18 protein-coding genes are annotated in these 13,401 nt (G+C 73.4%); 7 read left to right on the top strand and 11 right to left on the bottom strand.

What is annotated here, in order from left to right:
* Nucleotides 1–45 precede the first annotated feature (45 nt).
* The 3 genes from ACP56T_RS18605 to ACP56T_RS18595 all read right to left on the bottom strand — a co-directional run bounded on the left by ACP56T_RS18605 (nucleotide 46) and on the right by ACP56T_RS18595 (nucleotide 2,578).
* Nucleotides 46–798, bottom strand: coding sequence for an ABC transporter ATP-binding protein (locus ACP56T_RS18605; RefSeq protein WP_430913650.1), 753 nt, complete (start codon nucleotides 796–798; stop codon nucleotides 46–48).
* A complete protein-coding gene (locus ACP56T_RS18600; protein ID WP_430913689.1) occupies nucleotides 779–1,513 on the bottom strand; it encodes an ABC transporter permease in 735 nt (244 codons plus the stop codon). Before ACP56T_RS18600 ends, ACP56T_RS18605 begins: the two co-directional genes overlap by 20 nt.
* Nucleotides 1,514–1,603: 90 nt before the next feature.
* Complete coding sequence (locus ACP56T_RS18595; RefSeq protein ID WP_430913649.1) at nucleotides 1,604–2,578, bottom strand: ABC transporter substrate-binding protein; 975 nt, start codon at nucleotides 2,576–2,578, stop codon at nucleotides 1,604–1,606.
* Between the two features lie 228 nt (nucleotides 2,579–2,806).
* Between ACP56T_RS18595 and ACP56T_RS18590 the strand changes: the two genes are divergently transcribed.
* Both ACP56T_RS18590 and ACP56T_RS18585 read left to right on the top strand, forming a co-directional pair.
* Nucleotides 2,807–3,184, top strand: a complete 378-nt coding sequence (locus ACP56T_RS18590) for a 4a-hydroxytetrahydrobiopterin dehydratase (protein ID WP_430913648.1) — start codon at nucleotides 2,807–2,809, stop codon at nucleotides 3,182–3,184.
* Nucleotides 3,185–3,228: 44 nt separating this feature from the next.
* A complete protein-coding gene (locus tag ACP56T_RS18585; protein ID WP_430913647.1) occupies nucleotides 3,229–3,990 on the top strand; it encodes a DUF1194 domain-containing protein in 762 nt (253 codons plus the stop codon).
* On the opposite strand, the gene ACP56T_RS18580 is transcribed toward ACP56T_RS18585, so the two are convergent.
* Entirely contained in the window at nucleotides 3,987–4,208 is a 222-nt protein-coding gene (locus ACP56T_RS18580) for a hypothetical protein (protein ID WP_430913646.1), read from the bottom strand. The two genes, ACP56T_RS18585 and ACP56T_RS18580, sit on opposite strands and share 4 nt — an antisense overlap.
* A 70-nt stretch (nucleotides 4,209–4,278) precedes the next feature.
* Nucleotides 4,279–5,139, bottom strand: a complete 861-nt coding sequence (locus ACP56T_RS18575; protein ID WP_430913645.1) for a metallophosphoesterase — start codon at nucleotides 5,137–5,139, stop codon at nucleotides 4,279–4,281.
* 89 nt (nucleotides 5,140–5,228) lie between these two features.
* Here ACP56T_RS18575 and ACP56T_RS18570 point away from each other — a divergent pair, with 89 nt between their 5' ends.
* Nucleotides 5,229–5,600 (top strand): tRNA-binding protein, encoded by a 372-nt coding sequence (locus ACP56T_RS18570; RefSeq protein WP_430913688.1) that lies wholly within the window; start codon nucleotides 5,229–5,231, stop codon nucleotides 5,598–5,600.
* 3 nt (nucleotides 5,601–5,603) lie between these two features.
* Here the strand turns inward: ACP56T_RS18570 and ACP56T_RS18565 are convergent, their stop codons facing one another.
* Entirely contained in the window at nucleotides 5,604–6,215 is a 612-nt protein-coding gene (locus tag ACP56T_RS18565; RefSeq protein WP_430913644.1) for a cation efflux transmembrane domain-containing protein, read from the bottom strand.
* A gap of 152 nt (nucleotides 6,216–6,367) precedes the next feature.
* Between ACP56T_RS18565 and croR the strand changes: the two genes are divergently transcribed.
* Entirely contained in the window at nucleotides 6,368–6,844 is a 477-nt protein-coding gene (gene croR, locus ACP56T_RS18560; RefSeq protein ID WP_430913643.1) for a 3-hydroxybutyryl-CoA dehydratase, read from the top strand.
* A gap of 59 nt (nucleotides 6,845–6,903) precedes the next feature.
* Complete coding sequence (locus ACP56T_RS18555) at nucleotides 6,904–7,653, top strand: TrmH family RNA methyltransferase (protein ID WP_430913687.1); 750 nt, start codon at nucleotides 6,904–6,906, stop codon at nucleotides 7,651–7,653.
* 2 nt (nucleotides 7,654–7,655) lie between these two features.
* On the opposite strand, the gene cutA is transcribed toward ACP56T_RS18555, so the two are convergent.
* Nucleotides 7,656–7,976 carry a divalent-cation tolerance protein CutA gene (gene cutA, locus ACP56T_RS18550; RefSeq protein ID WP_430913642.1) on the bottom strand — a complete coding sequence of 107 codons (321 nt, stop codon included), beginning with the start codon at nucleotides 7,974–7,976 and terminating at the stop codon, nucleotides 7,656–7,658.
* Between the two features lie 106 nt (nucleotides 7,977–8,082).
* On the opposite strand from cutA, the gene ACP56T_RS18545 reads away from it, so the two are divergent.
* Complete coding sequence (locus tag ACP56T_RS18545; RefSeq protein ID WP_430913641.1) at nucleotides 8,083–8,853, top strand: NAD kinase; 771 nt, start codon at nucleotides 8,083–8,085, stop codon at nucleotides 8,851–8,853.
* 7 nt (nucleotides 8,854–8,860) lie between these two features.
* On the opposite strand, the gene ACP56T_RS18540 is transcribed toward ACP56T_RS18545, so the two are convergent.
* Complete coding sequence (locus ACP56T_RS18540; protein WP_430913640.1) at nucleotides 8,861–10,396, bottom strand: DUF2336 domain-containing protein; 1,536 nt, start codon at nucleotides 10,394–10,396, stop codon at nucleotides 8,861–8,863.
* On the bottom strand, nucleotides 10,393–11,490 hold the full coding sequence (locus ACP56T_RS18535; protein WP_430913639.1) for a transglycosylase SLT domain-containing protein: 1,098 nt from the start codon (nucleotides 11,488–11,490) through the stop codon (nucleotides 10,393–10,395). Before ACP56T_RS18535 ends, ACP56T_RS18540 begins: the two co-directional genes overlap by 4 nt.
* A 148-nt stretch (nucleotides 11,491–11,638) precedes the next feature.
* On the opposite strand from ACP56T_RS18535, the gene ACP56T_RS18530 reads away from it, so the two are divergent.
* Nucleotides 11,639–12,130, top strand: coding sequence for a hypothetical protein (locus tag ACP56T_RS18530; protein WP_430913638.1), 492 nt, complete (start codon nucleotides 11,639–11,641; stop codon nucleotides 12,128–12,130).
* Nucleotides 12,131–12,139: 9 nt separating this feature from the next.
* Here the strand turns inward: ACP56T_RS18530 and ACP56T_RS18525 are convergent, their stop codons facing one another.
* Together ACP56T_RS18525 and ACP56T_RS18520 are read right to left on the bottom strand one after the other, a co-directional pair.
* Nucleotides 12,140–12,739, bottom strand: coding sequence for a flavin reductase family protein (locus ACP56T_RS18525; RefSeq protein ID WP_430913637.1), 600 nt, complete (start codon nucleotides 12,737–12,739; stop codon nucleotides 12,140–12,142).
* A gap of 11 nt (nucleotides 12,740–12,750) precedes the next feature.
* Nucleotides 12,751–13,329 (bottom strand): nitroreductase family protein, encoded by a 579-nt coding sequence (locus ACP56T_RS18520; protein WP_430913636.1) that lies wholly within the window; start codon nucleotides 13,327–13,329, stop codon nucleotides 12,751–12,753.
* Nucleotides 13,330–13,401: the final 72 nt, after the last annotated feature.

Genomic DNA, 13,401 nt, shown 5'->3' with positions numbered 1-13,401 from the left:
TCCGTCGAGGCTGCGGAGCGGGTTTCGCTCACGGCCGCGCACCGCTCAATCCGCGATGACGCCGGGATAGCGTGCCGCCAGCGCCGCGCGGGTCGCCTCGACGAAGGCCCGGTCGCGGGCCGGGCGCGGCACCGGAAGCCGCTCCTCGCCCACCAGCCGGGCGGGGCGGGCCGAGACCAGCAGCAGCCTGTCGGCGAGCCCCAGCGCCTCGGCGATGTTGTGCGTGACCATGAGCACGCTCATGCCCAGGCGGTCGACGGTGTCCGCCACGATGGCCCGCAGTTGCGCCGCCGCCGTGTCGTCGAGGGACACGAAGGGCTCGTCGAGCACCAGCAGGCGCGGATCGAGGGCGAGGGCGCGGGCGAGCGCCACCCGGCGCTGCATGCCGAGCGAGAGCGCGCCGGGATAGCGGTCGCGCCAGGGCTCCAGGCCGAGGGGCGCGAACAATCCGTCGAGGTCGCGCGCGCGCCGCTCGCGCGGAAGCGCGAGGCGCACGTTCTGCTCGACGGTACGCCAGGGCAGCAGGCGCGGCTCCTGGAAGACCATGCCGACCCCCGCCCCCGCCTCGCGCGGGTCCGGCGCGACGCTTCCCTCGTAGTCGCGGTCGAGCCCGAGCAGGATGCGCAGCGTCGTGGTCTTGCCCGCCCCCGAGGGGCCGATGAGGCAGACGATCTCCCCGGCCGGCACGCGGAAGGCCAGGCCCCGCACCGCCTCCACGGGCTCCGCGCGGCGCGAGCGGTAGACCTTTCGCGCGATCTCGACGGAGAGGACGGGCGGTTCAGCGCCAGCGTCGGACATGCGCGTCGATGGGCTGGAGGACGAGGGTGTCGATGGCGAGCATCACGCTCATGAACACGACGCTGTAGCCGATCACCGCCGTCACGTCGAAGAGCTGGAAATAGTAGTTGATGGCAAAGCCCACCCCGTTCGGCCGTCCGATCAGCTCGACCACCAGCACGATCTTCCAGGCGAGCGAGATACCGGAGCGCGCCGCCGCCACCGCGAAGGGCTGGAGCTGGGGGATCAGCACATGCGCCGCCCAGGTCCGGCGGTCCATCCGGTAGGTGCGCGCCATCTCCTCCAGGCCCGGATCGAGCCCGCGCGCGCCCTCGCGCATGATGACCGCGACGTTCGGCAGCTTGTTCAGCGCCACGGCGACGATGGCCGCCGTCTCGCTCAAGCCCAGCCAGACATAGGCCAGCACGGTGATGACCAGCGCCGGCGTGTTGAGGACGACGAGGAGCGGCGTGTCGAGGGCCCGGTCGGCGAGCTTCGAGCGGCCCAGCAGCACGCCGAGCGCCACCCCGAGGCTCATGGCGATGACGAAGGAGACCGCGACGCGCGCGAGCGTCACGCCGACATTGAACAGCATGCCGCCGCTCTCGATCTCGCGGACGACGAAGGCGGCGACCGCGCTCGGGCTCGGCAGGGTGCGCGTGTCGGCGATGGTCGCGGCGAGCTGCCAGAGGGCGACCAGGACGGCGAGGGAGACGAGGCGTGCGGCCAGGGCCATGCGGATCAGCGGACCCGCGTCGAGCCGCGCCTTCGAACGGACCTGTTCGAAGGTGTGAGGCACGCCCGTGTCACGGGCGGGAGCCCGCGCTCAGCCATTGCGGCCCGCGTCGAGATAGAGGTCGGGGGGCAGGCTCGTGCCGGTGCCGACGAGCCGCTCGCCGCCGAGCTTGGCCAGGGCCGCGTAGATGGTCTCGCCGTCGGCGCGCTCGACGCCGAGGGGCCTGCGCGGGATGCCGGCGAGGAAGTTGCGCTTCAGCGCCTCGAAGGTCGGCTCGTCCTCGGCCGCCATGAGCGGGCGCACCACGTCCCAGGCGGAGGGGTCGGTGGCCAGCGCCTCCTTGGCGGCGGCGGAGGCGCGGGCGAAGCCCTGCACCGCCTCGGGCTGGCGCAGCGCCTCCGCCGAGAACAGGTAGCCGATGAGCGTCACGGAGCCCTTGGCGCCGAAGGCGCGCATGATGTCGTCGGCGCTCACCAGCTTGCGGAAGCCCTTGGCCTCCAGCCGGGCGCAGTTGGTCCAGTAGAGCAGCGCCGCGTCGAGCTCGCCGACCTCGAGCTTCTGCGTGAGCAGCGGCGGCGCGCCGTAGGCGATCCGGGCGGCGGATTCGAGGTCGAGCCGGCCCGCCTCGCGTGCCTGCGCCCGCAGCAGGATCCAGTTCTTGTCCAGCGCGCCCCCGGCGACGCCGAGGCGCTTGCCGGCGAGGTCGGCGAGACCCTTGATCGGGCTGTCGGCGGGCACCATCAGCGCGCCTTCCGTGCTTGAATAGGGCACGAACTTCACGCCGCGCCCCTCGTTGCGGAGCTTGGCCGCCCAGATCAGGTCGCCGATGACGGCGTCGAGCTGGCCGCCCTGGAAGGCGATGCGGGCGGCATCCGTGCCGGCGAGCTTGACGGTCTCCAGGGTGAAGCCGTTGGCCGTGTCGAGGCCGCGCGCCTTGATGACGGCGGCTTCCCAGGAGGCGGTGCCGAAGGGCAGCACGCCGAGACGCACGGTCTCCCCCGCCAGTGCCGGGCGCGGCAGCAGGAGCGACGCCGCAGCCGCGAGAACTCCGCGCCGTGACAGCATGACGCCTGATCTCCCCGAACCGTGCCGGACCGATGTCGCCGTGCGAACGCGCGCGGCCCTCTGTCCTTACAACGTCCTTACGGGCTCGCGGTAAGGCCGTCCACCGCCCTCGAGGTGGGGCCTTTCCGCGCTCCCTCCCGCCATCCCCGGCGCGGCCGGCGGCCGGCCTTGCCTCCGCGCCCGGCGCGGCGCAGTTTCCCCCGTCCTGAACGGAGGCGGAGCGGACGGATGGCGGAGCGGCGCGAAGGAACCCTCGACGACGCGGCGATCGCGGCGCGGCTGAAGGCCGAGCTGCCGGAATGGCGCTACGAGGACGGCTGGATCCGCCGCACCTACAAGACCGCGAGCTGGAAGGGCACGCTCATGGTCATCAACACCGTCGGCCATCTGGCGGAGGCCGCCTGGCACCATCCCGACCTCACCGCCTCCTATGCCTGGGTCGAGGTGCGGCTGATGAACCACGCCGCCAAGGGCATCACCGACAAGGATTTCGCCCTCGCGAGGAAGATCGAGGAGGTGGTCGCCTGGCAGCCCGGCACCGAGGGCAACGGCCTCGAGGGCACGCCCACCGATCCCCGCTTCGCCTACATCAAGTACGACCGCTGACCTCCTTTTCGCGATTTCGCGGCGCGGCCTTTCTGGTCGCCGCGATGCTGGCGGGGCCCGCGCTCGCGGCGCCCGTCGCCGATGACGGCGTGGCCACGGCGCTCGTCGTCTCCGTCGACGTCTCGGGCTCGGTGGACGACGCGCGCTTCCGCCTTCAGATGGAGGGTATCGCCGAGGCGCTGGAGGATGCCGCCGTGCTCCGGGCGGTGCTCGGCAGTCCCGGCGGCATCTACTTCTCCATGGTGACATGGGCGGACGAGGCGAGCCTCGCCGTCGGCTGGCGCCGCATCGCGACGAGGGCGGACGCGCTCGCCACCGCCGCCGAGGTACGCGCGCTCCCCCGCCGGAAGGGCGACTTCACCTGCGTCGGGCGGATGATGTCCACGATCACGGCGAGCGTGATCCCGGCGCTCCCCGTGGCGGCCGACCGCGTGGTGGTCGACGTCTCGGGAGACGGCGGCGACAACTGCTCGGACCCCGACGCCATCCGCCAGCAGCGCGAGGCGCTTCTCGCCACGGGGGCCACCGTCAACGGGCTGCCGATCCTGGTGCCCGGCGAGAACGACGTGGTCGGCGCCGGCGCCTATCGCGCGCCGGGCTACGGCCTGCGCGAGATGCCGATCCAGGAGGACCGGCGCGTCGGCCTGGAGCAGTGGTACCGCGCCAACGTGGTCGGCGGCCCCTCCGCCTTCCTGCTGGCGGCGCAGGGCTACCGCGACTTCTCCCGCGCCCTGCGCCAGAAGTTCGTCATCGAGATCGGCATGCTGGAGAGCCCGTCTCCGCCGCCTCTGGTGGCCGGCCGCTAGCCGGGCTCCTTCACCCGGCGGCATTCGGTCTTGAGATAGGCGGTCTTGCCGATCTCCTCGCGCATGTCGGTGCGGGCGATGATCTCCTGCCAGCCGCTGGTGCAGCCGAGCTCGTTGGCGACCCGGACCTTGCGCACCTCGCTCGCCTTCTCCTCCGTGCAGGACTCCATGGGGATGCCGTTGGCGCAGACCAGCACGACGGCGATGAAGGCGTTCATGGGGCTCTCCGTCCCGGATGGCGTCGCGGGAGGATGGGGCGCGCGGGCGCGCCGCCAAGGTGCCGCCGGTTCAGGCGGCTCCCCTCCCCGGCATCTCTACGACGAGGCGGGGATCGAAGTTTCGGCCCTCCACCGGGTTCGCCACCCAGCGGCAGCGGCCGACGCGCCGGTCGTGGCCGGCGTGGAAATGGCCCGAGATCCAGATCTCCGGGCGCCCGGCGTCGGGCAGGTCTTCGAGGACCGTGGTGGCGTAGAAGGCCGGCACCCACCAGGGCACGCCGGGGGCGTCGCGGAAGGCATCCGCCGCCAGCGGGCTCGCCGGGTGATGCGTGATCGCGACGGTCGGGCCGTCATGGGGCCGGCGCAGCGCCGCGAGCAGCAGGGCGCGCTCGGTGTCGTGCGCGGCCATGGCGTCGGCCGGCCGCCAGGGCGTGCCGTCGCCCTTGCGGATCGAGCCGCGATACTCGCGCGAGCCGGTGACGGGATCGGTCATGCGGGCGGCGGCATAGGCGACGGGATCGCCGACGCCGTCCTCGTCCGGGCCGTCGCGCCAGCGTCCGGCGAGCGACCAGTCGCTCCACAGGGTGGTGCCGACGAAGCGCACGCCGTCGATCGCCACAGACTGCCCGCGCTGGAGCAGGTGGATGCGGCCGCCCGCCGCGTTGGCCCGCGCCACCTCCGCTTCCAGCGCCGCCAGGAGCTGCGGGGCGGTGCGGGAATCGCCGGTCGGGGCGTAGTGCTCGTGGTTGCCCGGCACCAGCACGATCGGCCGCCCGTCGGCCAGCGCCAGCAGCGCCGCGAGCCCGCGCTCGGGATGGCCCTCGTGCAGATCGCCGGCGCAGGCGAGCACGTCGAAGGGGGCCGCCGGCCTGGGGATCGCGTCGGGCAGGCGGCGCTCGAGATGCAGGTCGGAGATGGGGAAGAGGCGCATGGCGCTTCCCTAAGGCCAGCGCCGCCGGGGCGCTGTCAACGGCCGCCGCCGCACCCCAGATGAGACCTCGCATCATCGGACAGGACGCCATGCACGCCAGCCATTCCCTCGACGCCCCGGCCGCCCCGCAGATCGGGTTCGACGCGTTCCTCGCCGTGGACATCCGCATCGGCACCATCGTTTCCGCCGAGCCCTTTCCCGAGGCGCGCAAGCCCGCGATCAAGCTCGTCATCGATTTCGGGCCGGCCATCGGGCGCAAGAAGTCCAGCGCGCAGATCACCCGGCATTACCGGCCCGAGGCGCTGCCCGGCCGGCAGGTCGCGGCGGTGGTGAACTTTCCGCCCCGGCAGATCGGGAAATTCCTGTCGGAGGTGCTGACGCTGGGCTTCGCCGATGCCGAGGGCGAGGTGGTGCTGTTCCGCCCGGACCTCGCGGTGCCGGACGGGAGCCGGCTGTTCTGAGCGTCAGCCGCCCTCCTCCGCCCGCGCCGCCCGCCGTTCGGCGCGGGCGGCCTTGAGGATGTCGTGGGCGGAATCGGCGTTCAGCACGGCGATGCCGGCGGCGGCGGCGAGGTCCGGCCAGGGCGAGGGATAGGCCGCCGTCGCCAGTCCCGCCGCGATGATCGCGAGATTGGCGTAGGCGTCGTTGCGGGCGGAGAGATAGGCGGCCTTCGTCAGGCTGCCGGCGCCCTCGCGGTGGCGGGCGAGCATCGCCGCGCAGGCGAGGTTGACGGCGAGCGCCCCGAGCCCGGTGAGCGCCAGCGGCACGGGAGCCGGCGGGCTCAGGTCCGAGAACTTCTCGTAGGCCGCGTAGGCGGTCGCCAGCGCCGGCACCAGCAGGATGCCGGCGAGCAGCGTGCCGAGCCGGGCCCGGTTGCGCGCGCTCCAGCCGAGGCCGGCGAAGATCAGCAGGTTGATCGCCGCGTCCTCGAGGAAGTCCAGGCTGTCGGCGATGAGCGCCACCGAGCCGATGGCGAGCGCCACCGCGATCTCGACGCCGAAATAGGCGAGATTCAGCCCGGCGACGCGGGCGACCACGGGGCGCAAGCGCGGCGTCGGGGCGGGACGGTTCGACAAGGCTCTGGTCCCTTTCCACGGAACGGGGGCGTCTTGCCGGGGGCCGCTCACCCTGTCGAGGGCCTGCATACTGGATTTGCGCCGCCGGCTGTGCGAGGCGGGGCGGGAGGACGCCGCATCGCATGCGGACGGACGGGACCGGGAGAGCTACGATGTTGCCCGAACTGCGTATTTTGTATTTCGAAGACTTGGAGGTCGGGCTCTCCGAGACGCTCTCGAAGGTCATCGCCTCCTCCGACGTGGTGGGCTTCGCCGAGATCACCGGCGATCGCAACCCGATCCACCTCTCCGAGCATTTCGCGGCGCGCACGCCCTTCGGCACCCGCATCGCCCACGGCCTCTACACCGCCGGCCTGATCTCGGCGGTGCTCGGCACCCGCCTGCCGGGGCCGGGGGCGGTCTATATCAGCCAGACCCTCAACTTCCGCGCGCCCGTGCGCATCGGCGACACCGTCGACGTCACCGTTACCGTGGCGGAGCTGGTGCCCGAGCGGCGCCGGGCGCGGCTCTCCTGCACCTGCTCGGTGGGCGGCGAGGTCGTGCTCGACGGCGAGGCCCTGGTGAAGGTACCGAAGAAGGAAGAGGCCGATCCGCTCGCGGTGCGCATGGGCGGCCGTCCGGGCGCGTGAGCTCGCCGCCGGTCGCCATCGACGACCCCGCCGATCCGAGGCTCGCGCCCTACGCCGCCATGCGCGAGCGCGACCTCGTCGGCCGGGAGGGCCGCTTCGTGGTCGAGGGCGAGGTGGCGCTGCGGCTGATGCTGTCGCCGCGCGCGCGGTTCCGGCTCGAATCGGTGCTGCTGGCGCCCGAGCGGCTTCCGGCGCTGCGCGAAGCCCTCGACGCCGTGGGGGCGCCGGTCTACCTCGCCGGCAAGCCGGTGATGAGCGCGGTGACGGGGTTCCCGATCCATCGCGGCGTGCTCGCCATCGGCCTGCGCGGCGAGGAACCCCGCGCCGCCGATCTCATCCCGCCGGCACCCGCGCCGGCCCTGGTGCTCGGCCTCGCCGGATTGTCCAACCACGACAATGTCGGCGGCCTCTTCCGCAACGCCGCCGCCTTCGGCGCCGATGCCGTGCTCGCCGACGCCGCCACCTGCGATCCGCTCTACCGCAAGGCGATCCGCGTCTCCTCCGGGGCGGCGTTGGTCACGCCCTTCGCGCGCATGGACGAGGATTGGGCCGAGTTCGCCCGCGTCCACGACCTCGCGCCGCTGGCGCTCAGCCCCGCCGGCGCGGAGGAGATCGAGGCGCTCCCGCCCCTGCCCCGCGCGCTGGTCCTCGTCGGCGCGGAGGGGCCGGGCCTTCCGCCGGGCCTGATCGCGCGGATGCGCGGCGTGCGCATCGCCATGAGCGGCGGCTTCGATTCCCTCAACGTCGCGACGGCGGGCGCCATCGCGCTGCATCACCTCGCCCGTGTCGCCGGGCGCGGCATCGCGTGAGTTCAGCCGCCGGTCTCGCCGAAAATCCACGCCGCCGTGCCGGCATCCGCCCCGGCGACGGGCAGGTGCAGGACGATCGGCGTCTCGTAGGGGTGGCGGGCCTTCAGCGCCGCCGTCAGCGCGTCCGCCAGCCCCTCGCGGGTCTTGAGGATGGCGACGACCTCCTCGCCGCGCTCGACCGCGCCCTTCCAGGCATAGACCGAGCGCATCCCCGGCAGCACGTTCACGCAGGCCGCGAGCCTGTCGCGCACCAGCGCCTCGCCGATGGCGAGCGCGGTCTCGGCATCGGGAAAGGTGGTGTAGACGAGGAGCGGACGCTCCATGCTATGCCTCCGGCTGCGCGGTCTCGCGGTGCCTCCGGCCCGTCGCGGCCGGGCATGAGACGCACGCGGGGCTTCCGCGTCAACGGGGCGGAGCCCGGATAGCAGCATGGCGCGGCGCTTCCACAAGATCGCCTTCGTGGCGAGCCCGACGCCGGGCTCTCGCGAGTCCGCCGCCGCGCTGATGCGGCGCTACGACCACGTCGCTCCCGAGGACGCGGACGTGGTGGTGGCGCTCGGCGGCGACGGCCTGATGCTCCAGGTGCTGCACCGCTTCATGGCCTCGGGCAAGCCGATCTACGGCATGAACCGGGGCACGGTCGGCTTCCTGATGAACGAGTTCCGCGAGGACATGCTGATCGAGCGCCTGGAGGCGGCGCATCGCAGCGTCATCCATCCGCTCATCATGGAGGCCGAGGACGTCGAGGGCCGCCGGCACACCGCCCAGGCGATCAACGAGGTCTACATGCTGCGCCAGACCCACCAGACCGCGAAGCTGCGCATCGCCGTCGACGGGCACGAGCGCCTGCCCGAGCTGATCGCCGACGGGGTGCTCTGCGCCACCCCCGCCGGTTCCACCGCCTACAACCTCTCGGTCGGCGGCCCGATTCTGCCGCTGAACGCCCAGCTCCTGGCGCTGACCCCGATTTCCGCCTTCCGCCCCCGGCGCTGGCGCGGGGCCCTGCTGCCGAGCTACGCCCATATCCGCATCGAGGTGCTCGACCCGGACCACCGCCCCGTGGCGGCGGTGGCCGACCACACCGAGTTCCGCCGGGTGCGCTGGGTCGAGACCCGCCTCGATCAGGCCACCGACCTCGTCATCCTGCACGACCCCGGCCACAGCCTCGACGAGCGGATCCTGCGGGAGCAGTTCGGCTGAGGCGCGGTCACGCCGCGAGCCGCAGCCGCTCCGGCCGGTAGCTCGCCACCAGCGCCTCGGGGATCGTGTCGAGGGCGGCCGCCTCGGGCACCGGCTCGGGGGCCGGTGCGGGGGCGATGGCGATCCCGGCCGCCGCCGCCGCTTCCAGGGCGCGCATGCGCTCGGCATGGAAGCTGTCGAGGAGCGCATCCGGGAGCATGTCGAGGATCGCGTCGAGCTCGGCGAGATCGAGGGAGGCGGTGGCCGCCTCCGGCGCGGGTTCCTCCGCGACCGTCTCCGGCACGGCCGGGGCGGCGGCGGGCGCCTCCGCTTCCGGCAGCTCCAGCCGGGCCGCAGCCGCATGCTGCGGGAGCGCCTCCGGCACGGGCTCGGGCATGGCCGCCTCGGCCCGCGCGGCCTCCTCGGCGGCGGCCTTCCCGGCCATGGCGCGGGTGAAGTCCCTGGCCTCCTCGCGGGCGGCCTCGACCTCGTAGCGGGTCAGCAGCGCCATGATCCCCTGCGCCTCGGCATAGGGCATGGTCTCGCAGGCGGTAAGCGCCCGCTCGATCATCCGCCGCGACAGGGCGGCGCCTGCGAGTGTGCTGGCCCCCGTCGTGGACTCGCGCCAGGCGTCGAGGGCGGCGGCGAAGGCGGGAAGCAGGATCTCCGGCAGGCCGGCCCGGCGGTGGAGCGCGGAAAACCCCCGCGCCTCGCGCATCAGGTCCCCGGCGCGGGCGGCCTCCAGCCCGGCGAGATCGGCCATCGCGGTTTCCGCGAATCCCATGGCGCCCGAGAGCACCGCCCGCAGGATCAGCCCGGCATTGAGCTGCCCCGTGGCGCGCAGGTGGCGCACGACCCGCGCGACGGCGCCAGGGCCGGCATCCGCGCAGATGTCGAGCACGGCGCGCTCGTTCGCCTCGCGGCTCAGGCGCTCGCCGCGCTCGGCCGAGAGCCAGCCGCAGCCGGTGACGAAGCCGGTGAGCGAGCGTGCCAGCCCGGCGGCGACGGCGTGGCGGACTTCGAGCGGCAGGCCGGGGCGGGCGAGGAGCGCCTCGCGCAGGGTGGCGTCGGCGCCGTGGCGCTCGACCATGCGCAGCAGCCGCCCGGTGGTGATCTGCGCGGTGGTGTTGGCGGCGAGCAGCGCCAGGGTCTCGGGGCCGGCGATCTCGGCCAGCGCGCCGGCCACGGCGTACGACAGGTGGTGGCGGCCGGCGATGGCCGCGCGCGCGCCCTCGCAGCCCATGGCGGCGGCGTCCACGAGATCGGCGTCGGTGAGGATGGGCGAGCGCGACAGGATCAGGCAGGCGATCTCCGGCTGGTCGGAGGCCAGCGCCACGGCGACTGGGCGCGGCGTGCGCTCCGAGCCGGCGCAGGCCTCGGCCAGCGCCCGGCGCACCAGCGGCGAGGGATCGTCGAGCAGCGCCAGGATCGCGGTCTTGGCCTCCCAGGCCGCCTCCGGCCCGAGATTGCCGTGGAGATAGGCCCGCGCCAGCGCGGAGGCCGCCTCCGCCCGCCGTCCGGCCGAGGAATGCTGCGTCCAGGCGAGGAACTGGCGGATGATCATTTGCCGCTCCGGATCGTGAACTGGGAGAGGTCGAGGGGAAGCGCCCCCGCGCCGGCCGCGACGCGGGTCGCGGTCTTCGCGGAGGGCGAGGCGGAGAACTCGATCGGCCGCTGCGGCGGCAGGGGGGCGCCCACCAGGGCGAGGCCGCTCGTGGGCGTCGCCACCGAGCCGGTGGCCTCGACATCCGTGGATGCCGTATCGGAGGCGCCCGTCGCGGCGGCGTCGGAACGCGGGAAATAGGTCGGGGCGGCGCGCGTCGGCTGCACCGTGGCGCGGCCCTGCCAGAGCTTCGCCACCCCGTCCGAGACCGCGCCCTGCCGCCTATCGGTCTGGAACAGGGAGCGCAGGTCGCCGCCCAGCGACGCGTAGGCGGTGGTTCCCTCTGGGATCGCGGTGAGGTCGCTCGCCGGGGCGCTCGACCGGCCGGAGGCGGCGGCCGACAGGCTGGCATAGAGCTCGGCCGAGCTGCGCGGGCGCCCCGAGCGGTCGTAGAACAGGCTGCGGTTGGCGGCGGCCGCCTCCGGCAGGTCGAGGGCGGCGGCGCGGGCCGGGCTGCCCTGGGCGGAGGAGATCAGGGTCGTCGCGCCCTTCGCGCCGAGCACATGGGCGGCGTAGAGGTCGCCGGAGGTGGGCTCGCGGCCGAGGCTGGCCGAGAGGCTGTCGCGGTTCTTCTGGGTGAGCGCGCCTGCGAGCGCCGCCGAGACCTTCGGATCGCGCCGCAGGTCGAGGATCGCCTGCTTCGCAGACGGGTCGGAGACCGTGTAGGTGCCGTCCGATTTCGCGGTGATGGCGTCGGCGTAGGAGGACAGCCCGAGGCTCGGGCCGGCGCTTTTCATGGTGCCGAGCCAGGTCTGCTCGATGAACTGGAAGAGCCCGGTGGCGCTGGAGGTCGCGGCCTTCGCGGCGGGGTCGAGGGAGGATTCGCGCTGCGCCGTGGCGAGCAGGTAGTCGAACCCGACCCCGCTCGACTGCGCGCCCTGCCGGATCGCCTCGATCACGCCGGCGGGGGCGCTGGCGGTCCGCGCGGCCGTCGCGGCGGCGGCGCCTTGAGAGGCGTCCTGGCTACCGGCGGAGGGCGTGGTGAACAGGAACATGAACCGTCCGACGGGCAGACGCCGCCCGTCGCCCGGCCGGCGCGAGGCGAGCCAGAACGCGCTCCCTCAAGGCACCGATCCTGTTGCATTTATGGTAAAGGAAGGCTGAAGGCGGGGCCCTTACCGACTGCGCGACCGGAGGGGGCCGATGAAATACGCCACCGTCTTCGACGCCTCCTCCGCCGATGGACGACACGTCCTCCCCCTGCTCGTCGGCATCGGCCTGACGCTCCTCGGCGCCTGCCTGGCGTTCCGGCCGGAATGGCTGGAGCGGCTGGGCTTTCCGAAGCCGCTGCCTCATCGCGCCTTCGGCATGTCCTTCTGCCTGTTCGCCGCCTTCCACACGCTCGTCACGCAGACCGCGATCTGGCGCAGCGGCGCCGATGCCGGGGCGGCCGTCACGAGCAACCGCTGCCGGACGGTCGAGGGCCGCGTCGCGCATTTCCATCCGATGCCCTACGCGGGACACGACAAGGAGCGCTTCGAGGTGAACGGCGTTCCGTTCGCCTACTCGGACTATCTCATCTCGGGCGGCTTCAACACCAGCGCCTCGCACGGAGGCCCGATCAGGGAGGGGCTCCCCGTCCGCATCTGCCATCTCGACGGACTCATCGTCCGGCTCGAGATCGCGTCCGAGTGAGAGGGCGCCTCAGCCGCTCTTCGGCCGCCGCATCTCGAAGCGGTTCTCGGGCGTCACGGAAAAATAATCGAAATAGCCGCCGCGCATGATCGGGCGCATGGCGGCGGTGTCGACGAGGCCGTCCACCACGAAGCGGTCGTCCACGTAGATCGAGACCACCTGGCCGATCACCAGGAAGTTCGCGGCCTCCCCGCCGCCGAGCGGCGTGAGCGGCACCGTCTGGAGCCATTTGCACTCGATCGCCGCCGGCGCGTCGGCGACGCGGGGCGGACGCACGAGGCGCGAGGGCGCGGTCCTCAGGCCCGCGTGGTCGAACTCGCTCACCCCCCTCGGCAGCGGGGCGGAGGAGGCGTTCATCGCCTCGCGCAGGTCGTGGCCGGCGAGGTTGCAGACGAACTCGCCGCCCTCCTCGGCGAAGGTCATGGCATCCTTCCGGCCCGAGGAGGAGAAGGCCACCATGTCGTCGGCCACCGCGTTGAAGAACGAATAGGGCGCGAGGTTGAGGGCGCCGTCCCGGCTCATGGCGCTGATCCAGCCGATGGGCCGGGGCGCCACGATGGCCTTGAGGGGGTTGTGCGGCAGGCTCTTCCGGTCGGGGCCGTAATGCATGGACGCCTCCCTCAGAGGTAGGTGACGATCTCGGCGAGATCCGGCCGGGGCCGGTCGGAGGGCACCTCCGCCGCGCGCCCGATATGGACGAAGCCGGCGAGCTTCTCGGTGGGCGCCAGGCCGAGCGCGTCGAGCACGCGCCGGTCGTAACCGAACCACTCGGTGAGCCAGGCCGTGACGAAGCCCGAGGCGTTGGCCGCGACGACGAGGTTCATCGCCGCCGCGCCCGCCGAGAGCACCTGCTCCCAGTCCGGGATCTTGATATGCGGGCCGGCGCGGGAGACCAGCGCCACCACGGTCGGGGCGTGGGCGAGGCGGGCGCGCTCCATCTCCAGGCGCTTGGCGTCCGCTTCCGGGTGGTCGGCGGCGTAGGCGGCCGCGATCACCTCGCCGATGCGGGCGCGCGCCTCGCCCTCGATGACGATGAAGCGCCAGGGCGCGAGCTTGCCGTGGTCGGGCACGCGGGCGGCGATCGCGAGGATCGCGTCGAGCTCCGCGCGGGTCGGGCCGGGCCCGCTCATCAGCATCGGCGGCACCGAGCGGCGGGCGCGCAGGAGGTCGAGGGTGGGGTTTTGGGCAGGTGCTGTCATGAGGCCGATATGGGAGCTTGCGGGCGCCGGGACAGCCGTCGCGGCCTTGCGGGCGCCACGGTCGCGGTCCAC

The sequence above is a fragment of the Methylobacterium endophyticum genome (assembly GCF_050591105.1).
Lineage (GTDB): Bacteria > Pseudomonadota > Alphaproteobacteria > Rhizobiales > Beijerinckiaceae > Methylobacterium.
The sequence above is the reverse complement of the archived record's forward strand: the minus strand, read 5'-3'. Positions and strand labels throughout refer to the sequence as shown.